Below are 19,668 nucleotides of genomic sequence, written 5' to 3'. Positions count from 1 at the left end.
TTACTCCATTACGTCTTTTGGGCGATCAAGGTGGGGAATCAATTCCCGACAATGCTTCATGATTTGTTCATGTATCGGTGGCGGCGTCAGGTAGTCGCCATAGAGTTGTGTCAATATCGCTTCGGCCTGATTAATAATATTAAATTCTGCCGATTCAAAACGGGCACGCTTTAAAGGGTAGATGGCAGTTAATGGTAAAAGATTACTGTTCACGCAGTCAAAGCCATACCCTAAATAGGGGCTTTTATCGGCATTGGCTCTCTGAATAATCCCCTGAAGCAGGGCGTCAAGCATCCGTTTGGGGAAAAACTGTCCCAGCACTTCATAAAGGCGTGCATGGCCCCCGAGAGGGACATGGCAATATTTATGACGGCTTAGGCGCACGGTTTTTTTGGCAAGCCATTTGTAGAGTTTTCTTTTAACCGGGTTGGCTGGCATGTGATCGTAAACAAACACATCGATGAATATACCCTGTTGATAGGGTTCATCGCCCCGTTCATGCCATTCTATAAAACGGCTGTCTTTGTCGCGAATCTTTAAAGGGACAGCCAGATTATAATAGCCTTTGTCGGTCTCAGCTGTTTGCAGCCACACGTGTTTTGGAAGCAGCGAAGGGGCAATGCGCAGGAATTTTTCATAGCTTTGGCGGGTCATGGAAATATCCATGTCATCATCCCAGGGGATAAAACCCTGATGGCGAACGGCGCCCAGCAGTGTTCCTCCTTCCAGCCAGTAATCGAGTTCATGCTGCTGACAAATGGCATCGACAATTTTGAGCATGTCGAGCATTTTTAATTGCGCCTGCCGCAATCGGCCATCCTGCTGAGCATTATCAGCAGCGGCGGAGAAGGCGGTTCCTGATTGATGCGGCATGAAGATTCCTTATTCAAAATGAAGAAAAGAGTATACCTGTTATCATGATTTCTGGGTATAGAATGGCTTCGCTATCGACGCTGCAGAAGGGATTCAGTCAACTGCCTCAATTCATCTGCTTCCCCGCCGAAAGGGTTAAGGGACGAAATGGCTAAGGAATAATGGTGTTTAACTAACGCCTCTAACTTAGGCTTACTGTGAAGAGCGGCGTAGGTCACTTTCTGGTTTTCCAAATCCGAAGCCCGGCCTTTCCCGTGGGTTTCCTCCGCGTACTGATCAAGGTAATCATCCTGCATCTGAAAAACCAGACCGAGATGGCTTGCGAAATCACGAAGGGCATTAGCCGCGTCAGGTTTAACATTTGCCGCAGCCGCCAGAGGCATGTTCGCACAGGCCAGGATGAGTTGCCCGGTTTTGAGTGAATGAATGAAGCGCAGGCGTGCTTCATCAACCTGGCCCTGGCTTAATTCACTGAGATCAAGGCATTGACCGCTGACCATGCCGGCTACCCCGCTGGCTTTGGTCAGGGTGTCGGCCACTGCAATCACCTGGGGGGCCGGCAGATACGCCGGCAGTTTAGTCAATAGAATTTCAACTGCCATCCCCTGCAGGCCATCGCCCGCCAATATGGCAGTTGCCTCGTCAAAGGCTTTATGGCAGCTTGGCTTTCCGCGGCGCATGTCATCATCGTCCATGGCTGGTAAATCATCATGAATCAACGAGTAGGCATGGGTGAGTTCGATCGCGGCAGCCAGGACATCAAGGCATGCCGGGTTGATGTTGACCAATTGACCAATCAGATACACCAGTACCGGTCGTAACCGTTTTCCGCCGGGAAACAGGGCATAGGTAATGGCTTCTTTCAGACGGGGGGCGGCGATGTCATAGTCCGCCAGCAATTGCTTAAGGTATGCGTCATGCCGGTGGGCATAGTGTTCTATGATTTCATTGTTCATCGGTGGCATCATCGACTGAAATTAAATGATGGCTGGTCAGCATTTCAATTTTTTGTTCAGCCTGCGTCAGCACGTCCTGGCATTGACGGGCCAATGCAATGCCTTTTTCAAACTGTTTAAGCGACTCTTCCAGGGATAGTTCCCCTTTTTCAAGCTGTTGGACAATGGCTTCCAGCTCGCTGATTGATTGTTCAAACTGCACCGGTTGTGTCATGAGCAAACCTTTGGGGCAAAAGAAGGAGTATAGCTTGTTAGCTTAAAGTTTCAACGGGTTGGCTTGGAAATCGCGGCGGCAAGTCCACATCACAACAGCACAACAGCACAGGCAGCGTTTTAAGCCGGGTATTTAAACCAGGCGGGCAGCACCTTGTTTAAATACACCATGAATTTCCATAATCCAACCTGTGATTCGACACTGCCGTAAGGATCAGCCTTGTGCTCAGGGAAGGCGATACCTAACCCAAACAGGCCAGGGCCAATAATACCAACATGGGGGTTGTAGGGTGCCTGCTCATAATCGCCAATGACTAAATTTTTTCGCCGTGAGAATCCAACGGCATAAACCACCTGATCGCATTCGGGCAGGTAGCGGGCAATGTTGGGTTCGCTGGTATTGTAGCGCACCAGATTGGCAGGCAGTGTGCCATCAATGTGCTCCCGGGCCCAGGCTGCTGTTTCACCTTTGAGTCCCGTATTATCGAAAAGGATCCAGTCACCCATTTCCACGGCATAGCGGCAGGGGGAGCGATAAAAATTAATGATTTTTCGTACCTTAAGTTCCACCAGGTGGCGCACGACAATGATGGCGGAATGAGAGGAGCCAAAGACGCCGTAAACATGATTCTTGTTGACCACGGCGGCGAGTTTTTGTTTATCGATGGCGATCTCAAAGGGCATGACAGCGACGCCGGCATGATTGAGGCTTGACGGCACAGCGCCGGTGGCGAGAATCACATTTTTTGCTTTAAACGATTCGCTGTCGCTTTTTAGAAACCAGGTTCGCTGGGTCAGGGCCATGGTATGGATGGTAGCCTGCACAGCATGCACATCGCGGCGCAGGTGATCGCTAATCCATTGCAGGGGTTCAACAATGCAATTTAAGGTACAGGTCGACTCTGGAGGCAACTGATTCAAGCGAAAGTCAGGGGCGTCATTGTAACGGAAAGAGGCGGCATCCTTTAAGAAATCGATAAACCGTTTGACGCTGGTATTGCTGGACACATTGGACCACAACTGCCCAAGATCGCCCACACTAAACCGGGGGTCTAACCATAAAATACTCGCCGGCTTTATGCCATGGTCTAGCAATTTACCTACAGCAGCAATGCCGGCAGGTCCGGCGCCAACGACAGCCCATTCAAAACTTGTCTTGCTCATGGTTACTTTTTCCGATGACCTGATTTGCTAATTTACACCACTTGAGAAAGAATACAAAAAATTTACCACCTTTTAGGTTTTTTCACGCCATGAAAACAAAAACCCGATTTGTATGCAATCACTGTGGGGCGGTGTTCTCACAATGGGCTGGGCAATGCGCCCAGTGCGGTGTCTGGAATGGAGTGACGGAAGAAAGCCTCTCGTCCGGTGCGCGTACCGGCAGGCTGGGTCATTATGCCAATCAGCGTTCGGCTGTCACGGCCGTGGACGAGGTGGTTCTGCATACCGAAATCCGCATGGATTGTGGTTTATCGGAATTGAATCGGGTATTGGGCGGGGGATTGGTGGATGGGTCGGTGGTACTAATCGGCGGCGATCCGGGCATTGGCAAATCCACCCTGCTTATCCAGACGCTGGCTAATTTGTCGCAAGAGCACAAGGTGCTTTATGTCACGGGTGAGGAATCCCTGCAGCAGGTTGCCATGCGGGCACGGCGTCTGCAATTGCCTCTGGCCGGTTTACGCCTTTTGGCCGAAACGCAGGTTGAAACCATCATTGACCACGCCAAAAAGGAAATACCCCGCATTCTGGTGGTGGATTCTGTGCAGACTATTTTTACTGATGCTATCAGTTCTGCACCGGGTGGTGTGAGTCAGGTTCGTGAATCGGCCGCGCAATTGGTACGCTTTGCCAAAATGACCAATACCGCTGTGTTTTTAGTCGGGCATGTCACCAAAGAAGGCGCATTAGCGGGACCCCGGGTATTGGAGCATATGGTCGATACGGTTCTTTATTTTGAAGGACAGAGCGATAGCCGTTTCCGCGTTATACGCGCTATTAAAAACCGTTTTGGCGCGGTCAACGAGCTTGGTATTTTTGCCATGACCGATCGCGGGTTAAAAGAAGTGGCCAATCCCTCGGCTATTTTTTTATCGCGGCAACCGGAAACAACCCCGGGCAGTGCGGTCATGGTGACCTGGGAAGGGTCGCGTCCCATGCTGGTTGAAGTTCAGGCACTGGTGGATGAGGCCCATGGCCAACAGGCCAAGCGTATCACGGCTGGTCTTGAGCACAATCGCCTGGCCATTTTGCTGGCGGTACTGCATCGTCATGGCGGCGTGGCGACCTTTGATCAGGATGTCTTTATCAATGTGGTTGGCGGCGTCAAGGTAACTGAAACCGGTAGTGATCTGGCCCTGTTGTCGGCCGTGGTTTCGAGTCTACGCAACCGGCCAGTCGATCGCGAAACCATTGTCTTTGGCGAAGTCGGGTTAGCGGGTGAGATACGGCCGGTGCAAAGCGGCCAGGAACGTTTGCGTGAAGCCGCCAAGCATGGATTTAAGCGCGCCATCATCCCGTTTGCCAACGCGCCAAAACAAGCCCTGCCAATGGACGTCATTGCCGTGAAGCATCTTCAGGAAGTCCTGGCGCAGCTGTAGCCCATGGACTTGCCTGAATCAATGCTGATCGAAATAATCCGGTGTAACCCCATAAATCGAACAGGCTAAGGTTTTGTTCGATTTATTCTCCCATTCTGGATTATTCAGCACGTCGATGGCGTTGTGATACCCCGTCCTTAAACGAAAATCGATGGCTGCCCGTGAAAAATTATAATCTTTAAATGAATGTGAATAAGGGGTGCCGCTGTATATAATATGAACAACACTGAATCGTTTGCTATGCCCCAGGTTTAAAATTTTCTGCACTTCAGGATCCTGTTTAACGGATTCAGGCAGTTTACGGCCCAGGTATTCAATCGCCGCCTGTAAATTCTGCCGGCTGGTGTATACGTTGGTCAGGCGGCGTGAGTGACTGGCGTAGCGGATATCTTTTTGCCGTTCTTCCAGTTGATCCATGGTTTGCGGCAGACGCCCCTTGAGACTGAAACAATCCACGACAAAACAGAGGGTATCCTGTTCGGGCAGGGCATCGAGAACAGTCACCAGCGGGGTATTGGCATAGATACCGCCGTCCCAAAAATAATCCTCGCCAATTTTAATGGCGGGAAACCCTGGCGGCAGGGCGCCGCTCGCCATGACATGTGCGGGGGTGATGTCCATCTTCTGGTTATTGAAAAATTCCATTTCGCCGGAGGTAATATTGACCGCACCAAGACAGAGGGTCACTTTTTTATCATTAATGCGATCAAAATCAATGACTTTTTCCAGGGTGGTTTGCAAAGGCGTCGTATCGTAATAACTGAGGTAGTCCGGCGTGTCTTTGGACAAGATGTGCGGGGGGAATAAACGGGGTGTAAAAAAACCTTCCAGTCCGTTAAAAACAGAATGCCAGGCCCCCATTTGATTGTACATGTGGTGGATGTATTCCACGTCCTGAAAATTAACCAGCCCGTCAAACCATAATTTAGGCACGATGGTTTCCCAAAATTCCATTAGTTTATCCACCTGTTGCTCTCTGGCATTCCCGGCAATGATGGCGCTGTTGATCGCACCAATGGATACACCGGCTAGGAAATTGGGGTTGTAACCCCGCTCATGAATGGCCTTGAAAGCACCGACCTGATAAGCGCCTAAGGCGCCGCCGCCTTGGAAAACGCAGGCAATGCGTTCATAGGTTTGCTTGCTGCCTGTGGTTTTTTCAGGTTGGTTAATCAGGCAAAGGGCACTTTTATGATGGGGTGAGTGATTTTTTTTACTAGGCTTTTGCACCATTGAGCGGCTCCCAAACGTCCATGTTTGTAAAAGTATAGCTTGACCCTGCAAGAAGTGTACCGATTAGATTGGTCTAAAACGTGACGATGCGGTGCTGCAGCAGAGCGTTAATCAAGGGTTGTACAGGTAAACCCAGAATAGTACTGTCGCTGCCCTTGACCTCACTGAATAACCATTTACCCCGGCCTTCGTAATGATAAGCCCCGCAGCTTTGATAAGGTTTATCGGTCAGCAGATAGGCTTCAATGGCTCGATCGCTTAGGTTTCGCATGGTTAAAAAAGCAACATCCTGGGTCGCCCAGAGAATTTCACCTTCTTTGGCAATGCAGCAGGCAGCGATTTGTTGATGCGTTTTACCCCTTAATTTGCGCAATTGCGAGACAGCACCGTCATGATGCTCCGGTTTGTCAAACAGGGTATTTCCGAGGACGCAAAGCTGATCGGCGGCAATGACAAAATGCTCGGGATTATCCTCGCTGACAATCAGGGCCTTGCTGGCTGCAAGCGTCGCTGCCAGTTCGGTGTGGGTTGTTGGGGAAGCCATCTGTTTGAGTTGTGCTTCGTTGCAATGCGAGGGGATGGTGGTAAATTGTAATCCCAATGACAGCAGCAATTGCTGCCGAGGCATAGAAGACGACGCCAGGATCAAAGGTTGTTGCGTGAGCAATTCAGACATAGGCAGCCACCGACGCCATGAGTAAAAATCCAATAATCACGAAGCTGAAATCACCTAAATTGCAGCATCGCTCCACCATGACGCATTTTTCAAGGCCATGCAGGGTACCCAGATAAAGAAACGTACCTGCCGAGGCGGCAATCAGGATGGGATCAATCAGCGAGTTGGTCTCAACCCCATGACCGAAATACCAGCCAAAGAAAATCCCTACCGGCGTCATTAAACTGAAGCTTAGAAAAAATAACAGGCTTTTGTTAAACGTCAACGAGCTTTTATTCAATTGCACGGCAATGGCGAAACTCTCGGCCCATTTATGGGTTATAATGGCCAAAAACAGCATAATCACGAACGAATTGTTGTGATTCAATCCTAAAGCAGCACCCAGCATGAGTGAGTGAATGGATAACATGGCCCAGGCTAAAATCGCAAACGCCGGATGATTGCTGTGATGGTGTTGATACAATTCTTTCCCCAGATGTTCAAACCAGAGAAAAAACAGGAATACAAGGCCGGCAATGATGTAGGCAAAGGGATAATGATATCCCATGGCCTGAAACAATGAATTCGCTTCCGGCAGCATGTGCATTAATGCCGCCCCCAGGAAAATCCCGGTGGCTAAGGTTTCGCCGATGGGAAAATCAATGTGATCGTCCTTGCTTTTTCGTTTGAAAGGAAGCCAGCCGGCCAGAAGAATAACCACAAAGATTATCAGAGCAAAGAGCAGTTTTAACGTAGTGCCTGCATCCATTGTAATACCATTCCTCTACTGGGCTTAAACCGCATTGATGGGTTTTTGATTAAGGAAATGAATAATATTTTCACAGACCGTATTTAGCAAGCGTTTTCTTGCAGCAAGGCTTGCCCAGGCTATATGAGGTGTAATCATGCAGTTGGGAAGCCTGGTCAGGGGATTATCGGCCTGGGGCGGCTCCTGATTGAGTACATCAAGGCAGGCGGCAGCGAGGTGATTCTCTTGCAGGGCAAAGGCTAAGGCCGGCTCATCCACCAGACCGCCACGGCCGGTATTGATGAGAATACTGCCTGGTTTCATCTTAACGAGCGTGTCCTGATTGATGATGTGCCGCGTCGCGGGAGTTAAAGGGCAATGCAGGCTTAATACATCGCTTTCCTGAAGTAATGCGTCAAAACTGACCCAGTTGACCGCGCTGTCGTCAAAAGGGGTGGGTTTGTGGGCTATGACCCGCATGCCGAAAGCCCGCGCCATTTGCGCTAAACGTTGTGCAACTTTGCCAAATCCCAGCGTTCCAAGCGTCATACCGGCTAATTCCGTGACAGGTCGCAGCCAATAAGCAAAATATGGCTGCTGTTGCCATGCCCCGCCAGCTACCGATTGAGCGTGGATTTCCACGTGGTTAGTGCAGGCAAGCAGTAGGGCCATGACATGCTGGGCGACACTGTCGGTGCTGTAATCGGGTACATTGGTAACCACAATGCCGCGTTTTTTAGCAGCGGCCACCTCGATATTGTCGACGCCGGTGGCTGTTTCACCGATATAACGCAGATGAGGCAGGCGTTCGAAATGCCAGTCATTCAATTTGACTTTATTGGTGATGATAATCGTTGCATGCCGTGCGCGTTCAATGATGTCATGATCGGCTGTTTTGTCATACACGGTCAGATTACCGAGGGGAAGCAGGCGATCAAAATTTAATCCATCATTCATTAACGGTTTGGCGTCAAGAATGACGATTTCAGGTCGATTCATAAGCAATTACCTCATGATAGAGTAATACTCTGATTTCTTTTATTTCAGGATGGCTTACCAATGCCGTTCGCAGGGTGTCTGAAAGCGCGGGTTGCTCGGCAGCTGTGTTATCCATCATCAAGTCAATAATCAGGCGTCCATCCAAATAATGAAGCCTCCATTCTTTAATGTCCGGATAAGCCATTTGCCAGGGTTTAAGCAGCTCTCTTTCTAATTGCCAGCGATTACGCAAGTGGACGGAGGGGCAAGAGATTTCATCGTCTTCCGGGTCAATGTGTACAGTAACATCCTTCACGCGAGGCAATTGTTTCATTAAAGCATGATGCACGTGTTGAGCAATGTAGTGGCCTTCAGATACTGATATAAATGGATCAACCAGCACATGCACGTCAATGAATATGTCGCCGCCCATCAGGCGGCTGCGAAGCTGATGAATTTTTTTTACCCCATGCACCTGCTGAATATTTTTTTCAATTTTAGCCAGCATGTCCGCATCGACCGCCGTGTCAACCAGTTCTTTGACGCTGTTTAAGCCATAGGCAATGCCCATTTTAATGATCATAAAACCGACGATAATTGCGGCTACCGCATCAAGGTAAGTCCATCCCCACAGGCTACCGAGCAGACCGAGCGTGACCACCACTGAAGACGCGGCATCGGAACGATGATGCCAGGCATTGGCGATAATCAACGGTGATTCAATTAATTCGCCGATATGACGGGTATAGTGGAAAAGCAATTCATTCGCCAGGATTGAAAACAGGGCTATGAACAAGGCAATACTGCCCGGGATGGCGTTATCAGGATGCATCAGTTCATTGACGGCGTCCCAGGCAATGCCGGCTCCGGCGAGAACCAGCAGCAGGGCTAACAATAAGGTGGCTGCCGTCTCGATGCGCTGATGGCCGTAAGGGTGGGTGGTATCGGCGCCAAGGCTTCCGTATTTGGAAGCAAAAAGCACCATGATATCAGTGATTAAATCGGACAAGGAGTGAATCCCGTCGGCAACCAGGGCATGCGAATGAAAAATCGCCCCGCCAATCAGTTTGATGACCCCAAGCAGGGCATTAACCAATGCACCGATTAGGGTGACGCGTTTAGCCTGCCAGTACCGATCATAGTTGAGCATGATTCATCCTTTTACTGGGAACGGACAAGCGGATTGATAATATCCTAAGCATGCGGTTAACTCATTTAATTATCAAGGTCTTCGACACCCTATACACAGGATTATCCACAGATTTTGTGGATAAAAAGAAAAAGGGTTTGACGGTAAAAAGCTGCCATAAGCCTTGCCCAATCTGCATCATTGCATGAATAGTCAACGAACAAACAAAAGCGACATAAAGAAAGGCAGTAGAGTTATCCACAGAGCATTTGCATTGGGTGGGGGTATAGCATCAGCTATCTTAAACAAAGAAAAAATGAAAAAACAGTCTTGACTCCTGTTTTTTTAACTATTTTTACGAGCATAGTGATTGATGTATAATTTTATGGCTCAAAGATTAAAAAAATTTACCCAGTCAAATAAGGAGAGACATGAAATCTGAAATGGACAGGATCCATCAATTAAATGGTGAGGTACTCAAAAACGCCATCAATACACTGGAATCAGTAACCTACACGACGGTTTCTGAATTAATACCCGTGTTATTGCTGCAGGGGGAACTGGTAATAGACTATTCAATTTATACGCCGGCTAATGCCGATGTGTTAACGGGGCAAGGCATCGGCCGCTATATGCTCTACGATAACCCTGATAGCGAAAATCCTTTCTCAATCTGGCTTTTTGTTCTGGCTCCCCGTCAGAAAACCAGCATTCATGATCACCTTTATCAGGGTACGGTGACGGTTCTTAGTGATGCCGTGTCTGAAAAATATTATGAACCTGGCGATGAAGAAAAGGCTAAACTCACAGCCCGCAGCGATCGCTACCGCTTTCATACCAATCGCGATACGTTAAAAGATACGTTTGTCCATCAACTGAAACGCCGGAAAGGCTTGGGTACAGGCTTCAGTTGTACGTTGCATATTTATGAGATGCCCGCGTATCAGGTAAGCCTGGATGGTGAGAAAAACGATAGCCGCAACTTAAATCGCATCTATTGCAAGGAAAAAACACCCAAGGCGATGCGCCCATGTTATAACCAGGATTACGCCATAGAGTCCAATGCCATGGTACCCTAGAAAAGCCTACCCTTGCAAAAATTGTTCAAACTCCCCCAACCAGCGACGGGCCACGGTCCGTGCCATTTGAGGGGAGCGAGCAACCAGCTCGTTTGCTGCTTTTGCAATCAAAGGCAGTAAGTCCTTATCCCGATTAAGATCAGCCAGTTTAAACGCCTGATAACCCGCTTGACGGGCACCCAGAATCTCCCCGCCGCCGCGTAATTCCAGATCTTTTTCGGCAATAAGGAAGCCATCGGTGGTCGCCCGCATAATACGCAAACGTTCTGATCCAGTTGCAGAAAGAGGGGCTTGATAGAGCAACAGGCAATGGGATTGCGTACTGCCACGCCCGACGCGGCCGCGTAATTGATGCAATTGCGAAAGCCCCAGGCGTTCTGCATTTTCAATAACCATTAAGCTGGCATTGGGGACGTCAACACCCACTTCAATCACTGTTGTGGCGACCAGTAAATCGAGTTCGCCTTGTTTAAAGGCCGCCATGGTGGCTTCTTTTTCAACCGGTTTCATGCGGCCATGAACCAGACCGACGCGTACGCCGGGCAATTGGTCCTGCAGAATTTTTGCTGTTTCTGTAGCTGCCATGCATTGCAATGTTTCCGATTCTTCAATCAGCGTAAAAACCCAGTAAGCCTGCCGGCCTTCAGCTATGGCTGACTGAAGCCTGGCAATGACGGTTTCGCGTTTTTCCTGATTAATGACCGCAGTCGTAACCGGTGTTCGCCCAGGAGGCAATTCATCGATGACGGATAGGTCAAGATGAGCGAATCGGGTCATGGCCAGGGTTCTTGGAATGGGGGTGGCCGTCATCAATAATTGATGAGGCATCAGGTTTTGCTGTTGCCCTTTCTGCTGCAGCAATAAGCGTTGCTCGACACCGAATCGATGTTGCTCATCAATAATAACCAGGCCCAGGCGGGCAAACATGACCCCCTCTTGAAAAAGCGCGTGCGTGCCAATGGCAATTCCGCATTCGTTCTGTGCCAATTGGGCAAGTGCCTCACGTCGCTGACTGCTTTTCATACTACCGGTTAACTGCACGCAGGAAATACCGAGCGGTGTAAACCAGGCGCGAAGGTTCTTGGCATGCTGTTCACTTAACAATTCAGTTGGCGCCATAAAAGCCACCTGATAACCGGCATCAATGGCTTGCAGTGCGGCTAAAGCCGCCACCACCGTTTTACCGGAGCCGACATCGCCCTGGATTAAACGCAGCATCGGGCGCGGCTGGTTTAAATCGCTATGGATTTCTGCCATAACCCGCTTCTGCGCGTCGGTCAGGGCAAAAGGCAGCGCTTTTAAAAACAGCGCAACACGGGATGACTCACCGGAAATGGATGGAGCAATCAGTCTGCCGCGATGCAGTCTCGCAAATTGCATACTGACCCGTTGGGCCAGAAGTTCATCAAAGATCAGACGTTTTAAAGCGGGATGCGAGCCATTCTCCAGGGTTTCAAGTGAAATATCGGGGGGCGGGCGATGCAGCAGCGGCATGGCCTTATCATAGGGGACTAGCTGATAGCGAGCCAGGTCGTCATCAGACATCCACTCCAGCGCGTTTAACTCGTCCCCACAGGAAGCAAGGGCGGTTTCAGCCAACTGACGCAGACGCGATTGGCTTAGGCCCTGTGTAGCGGGATAAATGGGTGTTAAGTGCTCTTCAACGGTGCAATCATGCTCACTTTTAAGCAGTTGGTATTCCGGATGAATCATTTCATACTGATTGCCGAACACCCGGATTTCACCAAATGCGCGAAGCCAGGCACTGTCATTCATAGCTTTCAACTGCGGTTTGTTGAAATGAAAAAAACGCAGACGCAACACGCCGGTTTTGTCTTCAATATAACAATACAGCATCATTTTTTTGCCGTATTTGATTTCTGTTTTACAAACGCGTCCGGCTATGACACAGTAATCATTGACGCGCACATCCTGGATTGGCGTAATTCGGGTCCTGTCCTGATAGCGAAAAGGCAAATGAAAAAGTAAATCGGCGACGGTGTGAATACCGCAGCGCGCCAGTTTGGCTGCCAAGGCAGGCCCTATGCCGGCTAAGGTTTGACAGGATTGTGAAAGCAAGCTTTGATTCGTCATAATAAGACAAATCATAACAGGAATATACCCAGGGAGTGTAGCGCTTTTGGTGGAGGAGCCCAAGCAATGAACCGCGCAATTACCTTTGCTGCCATACTTGTTTCAGTCTGGATTGTCGGCTACCTGCTGATTGTCGGGCGCAGTCTGATTATTCCCCTGGTGATTGCCATTTTTATCTGGCATTTGTTGAATACAGTGAATAATTATATTCAGAATGTCCCTCTCTGGCGTGGTCGCTGCCCCAGCTGGCTAAGCCGGATTTTATCAATTCTCGTGGTGGTGTTGCTTGGCAAAATATTAATCGACATTATTACAAACAATGTCAATGACGTCATTGAGGCATCTTCGCGCTATCAGGAAAACCTGCAGAATATCTTTAAAAAACTCGATCGCCAGTTCAATGTTAAAATTCTGGCGAATCTGGATGCATTCATTAAAGGAATCAGTGTCCAGGGTTTTTTAGTTAATGTTTACGGTGTATTCAGTACACTGATGGGCTCTGCCGTGCTGATTGCGCTCTATGTGGCCTTTTTATTTGTTGAGCAGCATTATTTTAACCAGAAACTGGCCGCCATCCTCTCGCAGAATAACCATCGCGAGTTGGTGAATAACATTATTTCCCATATTGTCAAAGACACCCAAACGTACCTCGGTTTAAAAACCTTACTGAGCATTATTACAGCCGTTGCCAGTTGGATCATTATGAAGCTGGTTGGGCTTGATTTTGCGGAATTCTGGGCCCTGCTGATTTTCTTCCTGAATTTCATTCCCAATATCGGCGCCATCATTGCGACCGCCTTCCCGGCGCTTTTAGCCCTCATTCAATTCGATAGCTGGCTGCCCTTTGCGATCATTACGTCAGGGATAGTCACCATTCAATTCATCATCGGCAATCTGGTCGAGCCGCGCTTTTTAAGCAAATCCCTAAATCTAAGCCCTCTGGTGATTCTGTTTGCCCTGGCGCTTTGGGGTGCAATCTGGGGCGTGCTTGGCATGTTTCTATCCGTCCCCATAACCGTGATGATGATGATTATTTTTGCCCATTTTGAAACCACAAGACCGCTGGCGGTCATGCTCTCCCAGGATGGGTATATCCAAAAAGCCTACGCCAAACTCGCCTGAGCGGGCATCTTTGGGGCATCTTGAGAGAAGTTGAGTTTTAAAAAATGCTCATGGACTGTTAAGTCCACTCCGCTTTTTTAAAACTCAACTTCTCCCAACCTGCCCGCAAATCTGCACCGCTCAGTGGAATGGAAGCTGTACCATCAATAACAGGCTCATGGGCTGTTAAGTCCACTCCGCTTTTTTAAAACTCAACGTCTCCCAACCTGCCCGCAAATCTGCACCGCTCAGTGGGATGGAAGCTGTACCATCAATAACAGGCTCATGGACTGTTAAGTCCACTCCACTTTTTTAAAACTCAACGTCTCCCAACCTGCCCGCAAATCTGCACCGCTCAGTGGGATGGAAGCTGTACCATCAATAACAGGCTCATGGACTGTTAAGTAAAAGGCAAGGTCTGACCCTGACCTGTCTTTTGGTGCCTTTACTCATGATTATTCAATTTGATTATATCGATAATTGTGGGGCGGAAACATTCCAAACTACCCCCTCATGCGTAATTGTTCGGATGAATCATGATTCAGTTCGGACGCAATTAGTTGCATCAAAGTAAACGGGTTTTCATTGATTACAAACCGTCTTTTTCCGTGACCAGCAACCACTTCGAAGCCTTGTAAAGTATTTTCCAATGCTTGAGAAAGTTGTGTCGAATCAGGAAGTGAAAGAGTGATTTGGCCGAATTTTTTTTCTGGCACTTTATACCGATGGGCACCCAGTTGTGTAGTATATTCCGTGTTGATTTTAAATTCTAAACGGCCCTTGCTTTCTGGAAATTCGTTAGAGATAAATTCTTCTAATTGATGCAAATAATAAGAACACAATTTTTCCAGAGGCATAACATCATAAATGAGTTTTCCGCGCATTTCGATGAGACTTAGAGCAACCTCGGAACCTGCAATAAATTCTTCAGGGTCGGCACGAAATGTGTCTGTGAGTAAGGCGCTGCCGTGGATTATGTATAGACCTGTTTTAGGTTTTTCAACTGCAAGCAAGAGCACATCATTCGCAACCTTCTCAGGGGTTTTAAATACCAGGTTAAACTCCGATTTTAACCCATAGGCTATGCTCAGACGACTATACTTATCGCCATGGTGGCCACCTGCAGAAGCAAGTCCCTTATTATGGCGATGAGCCATGAGTAATCTACCTTTCTCGTCAATCACATTCAGACCTTCGTAACACACTGCAGCTTGGCGAAGTTTTGCGATAAGGGTTGTTGGTTGCATTATAAGCATTAGCTGATTCGCACCCATTTGAATCTGGGTTTGCGGGATATTGAGGGTATCACGTATCCTCTTGGCTATGATTGGTAGCGCGTGAGGCAGGCTGCAAGATATAACCAAAGTTGTTTTATCAATATAGGCGGCATCAATTGTAGCGGGCTGATTATCAAAAAATAATCGATGCGTTAATAAACCATTCTTCCCATTGGTAGCCCCCTTACCGGTTTTGGGATGAAAACTGCCATTATTTTCCAGGTAAAATTCCCAGTTTTGCTGAGAAACAAGAAGGGTAGTTAACTCATAACAAATCAGCGCATCCCTGATCGCCTCCAGTGAGGCAAACTGATCGTTCTCACCGCCAAAGGGCAGCCTAACCGTCTCTCCTAATCGAATGTCCAACGCGCTTTTGTCATTAAAATTGGCTAACTTCAATGCGGTATGTAATTTAGACATTTCGGCATGATGAACGCCATTCTTATTACTATTGTCAATTAAAGTACAATGAAGAATAACAGTATTGCCCTCTAGATGCAGATAGACTTGGCCGCTAAATTCTTCGAGAATTAATTCAGCAACTGCTTCGATTTGATACAGTTCAGGCGGATAATAAACAATGGAATCGGATTTTTTTGGAGGCTGTATTGCTGCTGTCACTTGTTTAAAACCGCGTGCTTTAGCAATGAATAAAAGTTCCTCAAGAACAAAAGGGAAAGGTTGCAGATGGTTAATGGCCTTGATTGCTGCCAAACTGTCTGCTTCCGTTTGGTTGTTAATTACTTCTCTTAATTCAGCCAATGGATACGTATTCCCTTCGTATTCAATCAGGTCAACATAAGCTAAATGAAGCGGTATATCCCCCGGGACAAGCCATTCCAAGTGCAATAAATTGATTAAATCAATTGCGAGTTTATAATCCTGAACTGTTTTGGGATTTATTAATCTATCGATAACAGCTTGCTTTAATGCGTCTGGAGGAGCGGTCAGAAACTGATCAATCACACGCTCAAACAGGGCCGTGTAGATACAAAGTGAAGCGTTTCCTGGCGAGTCGAGTGTGATTTTTCGCATATTCGTTGATTCTAAATAGCGGTCAGGATGGGACTCAATCGTATAATCATCATTCAGTTTAAGTGTTTTTGTTTGATCAAAATCATTATAGGGGCCAATCACTACTGATTTGATTTGAGGGTTTAACTTTAATAACTCGCCTAGATTAAATACCAGGCGGGTTGGCGGAATGCCGGGTCTGAACGTTGTAATGCGAGTTTGTTTATCTTCCAAATCAGGTAGACGGACAAAAAAGGAAAAACCCATATCTTTGGGCGATAATTGGGGTTTGCCAATTCGCTCTATTCCCCTTGTCGCTTTCCCAAATAGAGCATGGCCCAGAACATGCAGCGGCAATTTCAGTGTGCCATCCTTAAATATTGCCCTGGCGCTTTCAGGAGAAGTTTGATGTTGTAGAAGTAAGGGCAATGTTTGGTAATTCATGGCCATCTTTGGTGCCAGTTTGCGAGCTTCTTCACTGATTACGGCAAATGGTAGTCTCTCAGCCTGCTTTTCTGAAAATTGATGGGTCAAGTGGCGTTGGTATTGTTTTAATACGGCTAATACGCCTGGTTTTTTCCAATGTTGCGGTGCTGTAACCTCAGGAACCGATGAAAATCCAAACCGAATGAATCGACTGTTGAACGTGTCTTTTGCCAAAAAATCCCAATAGCCCCTCTGAAATGCATAAGCGCTTAATCGAGGTTGACTATCCTCAATAAATTGGGGGATAAAACTCAGGCTGCGCACCTTGTCTTGTTGCTCTGGTGTAAGACTAAAAAACAACTCTCTGCACTGGTTAATATTTTTAGCCATATACCAGGCCACAACACGCGGCATGAGTGTATCTCTTTCTTCAACGCTAAAATAATTATCGCCAGATAATTTGTAATAGCTTTTTAACAAATTGAGTATAGCGGGGTGACTGAGTACTACTTCAATACTGTCTTCATGGTTACCTTTAAACAAAAGAAGCAGGGGGTAAAATACATCATCAGCCTGAAATTGATAATCCGTTCTTCTTAATACCAATCCGATAATTCCCGCCAGATCATGGAAGCTGTTTCTGAATTCTACAATATAGTCCAGCATTTTGGTCATTAATGGCAAATGCTTAGCTTTCAGGTAATCAGTGAGTAGCGTTTCATCTCCAGGTTTATCGTAAGAAAACAGGTATTGCATGATTGATATAAAAAAGGGAAATTCATGGGTGATGCATTTCGCAAAGAGTTCCTTTCTTTGCTCTAAACTCAAAGATCCCATTGCATACATTTGATAACCTTCTGGTATATCCGAATTATCGATATTCAGAAGAGGGGGATTTTTTAATATAAAATCAAAGCGTTTTTCCAGAGGGGTATTAAGGAATTCGAGCATTAATTGATAATGGGGATTTCCGGGTACTTCTTTAGTCAATTGTACCAAAAGCTGTCGGCACAAATTGGCTGACGATGCACCGATAATGTTCACGATTGAAATAATTTGCTCAGGAGTAAGGGAATACCTTTTTAAAAATTCTTCGCTCACTTTCGATTTATCGGATTCTGATAAGTCTTGGGACGACGATATGTCACTGAGTATTTTAACCGCATTGTCTTCGTTAATGCTTAAATGATTAAAAAAAGCGCTTGCCATTCTCTCTTTATGAACAGCTGCCCCATAACAAGCACTAAATGCATGAATCCAGTCTCTAAGGAAGTGGAATCGGGTATATTCCAGGCGAGGATCGTGTAATGCGGCAACTGTAGCAGATGAGGGCTTTGGGATGTCTTCGTCATCATTGGTCATAAGCGCTTTAAAATAACGCTTTATTCCAGTCCTGATAATATCTATAAATGGATGTTCCCGAGCCCCGGATGCAATTGCAACCACAATGAATTCGGTACGAAAAAGGGGGGGCTGGGTAATGAGCCAATCTGTAAGTTCATGATAGTTTAGATGACCCATCACCTCACTGTATTTCAGGGCGGCCTGGATAAATGGGTGTGCCGATTGTCCGATCGCATACCGTATAGTCAGTTGATAAGCAAGGTAATTCCCTGTTTTCGCCACATAAGAAATAATCCCTTCCCATGATGTTTGAGCGACACTGGTTTGTATTAGCGAGGGCAGATCGGCTGGCATTGAATCGAGATCATCGTCTGAATCGTCACTGTTGGTTAACATGTATTCAAAAAACCTGAATTTTAAAGAAGCGATACTATACCATAAATGTTCAGTATTTAATCTTTCTGAAGCAATATTGGAACTTGGTTGTGGATTGGCTTTTTATCGGCAATCAATACCGAAGAGTTAACCTGATTCTTGAATAGTTCATGGATCGGTTCATTCGCCGGCAATTGCTGGTCAAATACAAATCAGTGAAACCAGGTAGTGCCCTAACTGGCTATCCAGAGTTGCATGCCTAAAAAACCCAGTGTTAGCACAATAGCGAATATTGGAATAACAAGCGGTACAGTAAAAAAAGCAGGTTTTTGCCGCTCGGTGAGCTTAATTTTAATCAGCGACGCATGAACCACCATAAAAATGCACAGAATAACGGTGCTGGTTAATTTAGCCAGCGTTGCGATTGGCAAGGCATAGGAAAACAACAGAATAATCGCCACCACCAAAACTGTGGCGTAAACCGGTGTGTGCGTTTTTTCATATACGCGCGCGAAAATAGTTGGCGCGTTATTCTGTTTTGCCATGCCATAGATAAGCCGTGAGGCCATGATAATCTGCACGAGGATCCCGTTCATAATCGCAATGAGGGCAATGAAGGTAAAAAGTAATGGCGAGTGCCCCTGGTAGGTGATGATATCGATAAGCGGCATGCTGCTTTGGGTCAAGAGATGGTTGGGTAAGGTCATAATGACAACGGTCGCTACCAGCAGGTATAAAATCATCGCCCCACCCAGGGCAATAAAAATACCCGTGGGCAAATTTTTTTCAGGGTTAATGGTTTCCTCAGATGTATTGACCATGTCTTCAAAACCAATGTAGGCATAAAAAGCAATGAAAGCGCCGACAAGAACACCCTGCATGGAGGCAGGCCATGTCCAATGGCTGCTTTCGATGGCGGTAAACGCATGACGGCCATAAAAAATAATCAGCAGCAGGCCGCTGATTTCAATTAGAGTCATGATCATGATTACCGTGGCTGATTCACGGATACCCCAGAGTGTCAGAGCTCCCAGCACCAGCACCAGCACGCTGACGCTGATGATGGAAGGAATCGGAACTAACAAAGTGAAATAACTGGCAAACCCTAGCGCAATTGTCGCGGCAGATGTAACCCCGGTGAACACCACCAGCCAGCCGATTAATCCCGATAACCACGCTTTTTTAAAGGCTTGCCGTACATAAAGCGCCGAGCCTGCGCTTTGCGGAAAGCGGGCGCTTAATTCAGCATACGAAAAGGCGGTGAACAAGGCGAGAATCGATGCAATAATAAAGGAAAAGGGCGTGAAATGACCGGCCTCTTTGGCGACTTCACCAATTAAGGCATAAATCCCGGCACCAAGAATAGTTCCCAAACCATAAAAAGAGACCAGGGTAAGCGATAACGTTCGTTTCAATGCCATGAGCATTCCTTACTTCAATCAGCATCACAGAGGTATTGAATAATGGGATAATTTTCAGGGCTGAATGTCAACCGCTGCTGATTTTATTTTTTAAAAATAATCGGGTTTAACCTCCAAAAAACCCTTGTTCTCAAAAGATTTTTTCTCGA

The 19,668-nt window shown here is 47.1% G+C and carries 15 protein-coding genes; 3 read left to right on the top strand and 12 right to left on the bottom strand.

Going from position 1 to position 19,668, the window contains the following annotated elements:
- The 4 genes from Lery_RS08470 to Lery_RS08455 form a co-directional block, all read right to left on the bottom strand.
- Entirely contained in the window at nt 1-873 is an 873-nt protein-coding gene (locus tag Lery_RS08470) for a LicD family protein (protein ID WP_058526806.1), read from the bottom strand.
- A 71-nt stretch (nt 874-944) separates the two neighbouring features.
- Nucleotides 945-1,829 carry a polyprenyl synthetase family protein gene (locus tag Lery_RS08465; protein ID WP_131751169.1) on the bottom strand — a complete coding sequence of 295 codons (885 nt, stop codon included), beginning with the start codon at nt 1,827-1,829 and terminating at the stop codon, nt 945-947.
- A complete protein-coding gene (locus tag Lery_RS08460; protein WP_058526805.1) occupies nt 1,819-2,043 on the bottom strand; it encodes an exodeoxyribonuclease VII small subunit in 225 nt (74 codons plus the stop codon). The genes Lery_RS08465 and Lery_RS08460 overlap by 11 nt, the downstream gene beginning before the upstream one ends.
- 119 nt (nt 2,044-2,162) lie before the next feature.
- Nucleotides 2,163-3,206, bottom strand: a complete 1,044-nt coding sequence (locus Lery_RS08455; protein ID WP_058526804.1) for an FAD-dependent oxidoreductase — start codon at nt 3,204-3,206, stop codon at nt 2,163-2,165.
- An 89-nt stretch (nt 3,207-3,295) separates the two neighbouring features.
- Between Lery_RS08455 and radA the strand changes: the two genes are divergently transcribed.
- The gene (radA, locus tag Lery_RS08450; RefSeq protein ID WP_058526803.1) at nt 3,296-4,645 is read left to right on the top strand and encodes a DNA repair protein RadA; all 1,350 of its coding nucleotides are present in this window, start codon (nt 3,296-3,298) and stop codon (nt 4,643-4,645) included.
- Nucleotides 4,646-4,663: 18 nt separating this feature from the next.
- On the opposite strand, the gene Lery_RS08445 is transcribed toward radA, so the two are convergent.
- The 5 genes from Lery_RS08445 to Lery_RS08425 form a co-directional block, all read right to left on the bottom strand.
- The gene (locus Lery_RS08445) at nt 4,664-5,878 is read right to left on the bottom strand and encodes a patatin-like phospholipase family protein (RefSeq protein ID WP_058526802.1); all 1,215 of its coding nucleotides are present in this window, start codon (nt 5,876-5,878) and stop codon (nt 4,664-4,666) included.
- Nucleotides 5,879-5,951: 73 nt separating this feature from the next.
- Entirely contained in the window at nt 5,952-6,554 is a 603-nt protein-coding gene (locus Lery_RS08440) for a Maf family protein (protein ID WP_058526801.1), read from the bottom strand.
- Nucleotides 6,547-7,302: a ZIP family metal transporter gene (locus Lery_RS08435; protein WP_058526800.1), complete on the bottom strand. Its 756-nt coding sequence runs from the start codon at nt 7,300-7,302 to the stop codon at nt 6,547-6,549. The genes Lery_RS08440 and Lery_RS08435 overlap by 8 nt, the downstream gene beginning before the upstream one ends.
- Before the next feature lie 24 nt (nt 7,303-7,326).
- Entirely contained in the window at nt 7,327-8,280 is a 954-nt protein-coding gene (locus tag Lery_RS08430) for a D-2-hydroxyacid dehydrogenase (protein WP_058526799.1), read from the bottom strand.
- The gene (locus Lery_RS08425; protein ID WP_058526798.1) at nt 8,267-9,409 is read right to left on the bottom strand and encodes a cation diffusion facilitator family transporter; all 1,143 of its coding nucleotides are present in this window, start codon (nt 9,407-9,409) and stop codon (nt 8,267-8,269) included. The genes Lery_RS08430 and Lery_RS08425 overlap by 14 nt, the downstream gene beginning before the upstream one ends.
- 410 nt (nt 9,410-9,819) lie before the next feature.
- Between Lery_RS08425 and Lery_RS08420 the strand changes: the two genes are divergently transcribed.
- Nucleotides 9,820-10,467, top strand: coding sequence for a cupin domain-containing protein (locus Lery_RS08420; RefSeq protein WP_065230271.1), 648 nt, complete (start codon nt 9,820-9,822; stop codon nt 10,465-10,467).
- Between the two features lie 6 nt (nt 10,468-10,473).
- Here Lery_RS08420 and recG read toward each other — a convergent pair whose 3' ends face one another.
- Entirely contained in the window at nt 10,474-12,546 is a 2,073-nt protein-coding gene (recG, locus tag Lery_RS08415) for an ATP-dependent DNA helicase RecG (protein ID WP_058526862.1), read from the bottom strand.
- Between the two features lie 81 nt (nt 12,547-12,627).
- Here recG and Lery_RS08410 point away from each other — a divergent pair, with 81 nt between their 5' ends.
- Entirely contained in the window at nt 12,628-13,683 is a 1,056-nt protein-coding gene (locus Lery_RS08410) for an AI-2E family transporter (RefSeq protein ID WP_058526797.1), read from the top strand.
- Nucleotides 13,684-14,165: 482 nt separating this feature from the next.
- On the opposite strand, the gene Lery_RS08405 is transcribed toward Lery_RS08410, so the two are convergent.
- On the bottom strand, nt 14,166-18,119 hold the full coding sequence (locus tag Lery_RS08405) for a hypothetical protein (protein ID WP_058526796.1): 3,954 nt from the start codon (nt 18,117-18,119) through the stop codon (nt 14,166-14,168).
- Between the two features lie 212 nt (nt 18,120-18,331).
- Entirely contained in the window at nt 18,332-19,519 is a 1,188-nt protein-coding gene (locus Lery_RS08400) for an APC family permease (protein WP_058526795.1), read from the bottom strand.
- Between the last annotated feature and the right edge of the window lie 149 nt (nt 19,520-19,668).

It is taken from the genome of Legionella erythra (assembly GCF_001467615.1).
GTDB classification, from domain to species: Bacteria; Pseudomonadota; Gammaproteobacteria; order Legionellales; family Legionellaceae; genus Legionella_C; species Legionella_C erythra.
This window is presented reverse-complemented; position numbering and strand designations above follow the sequence as displayed.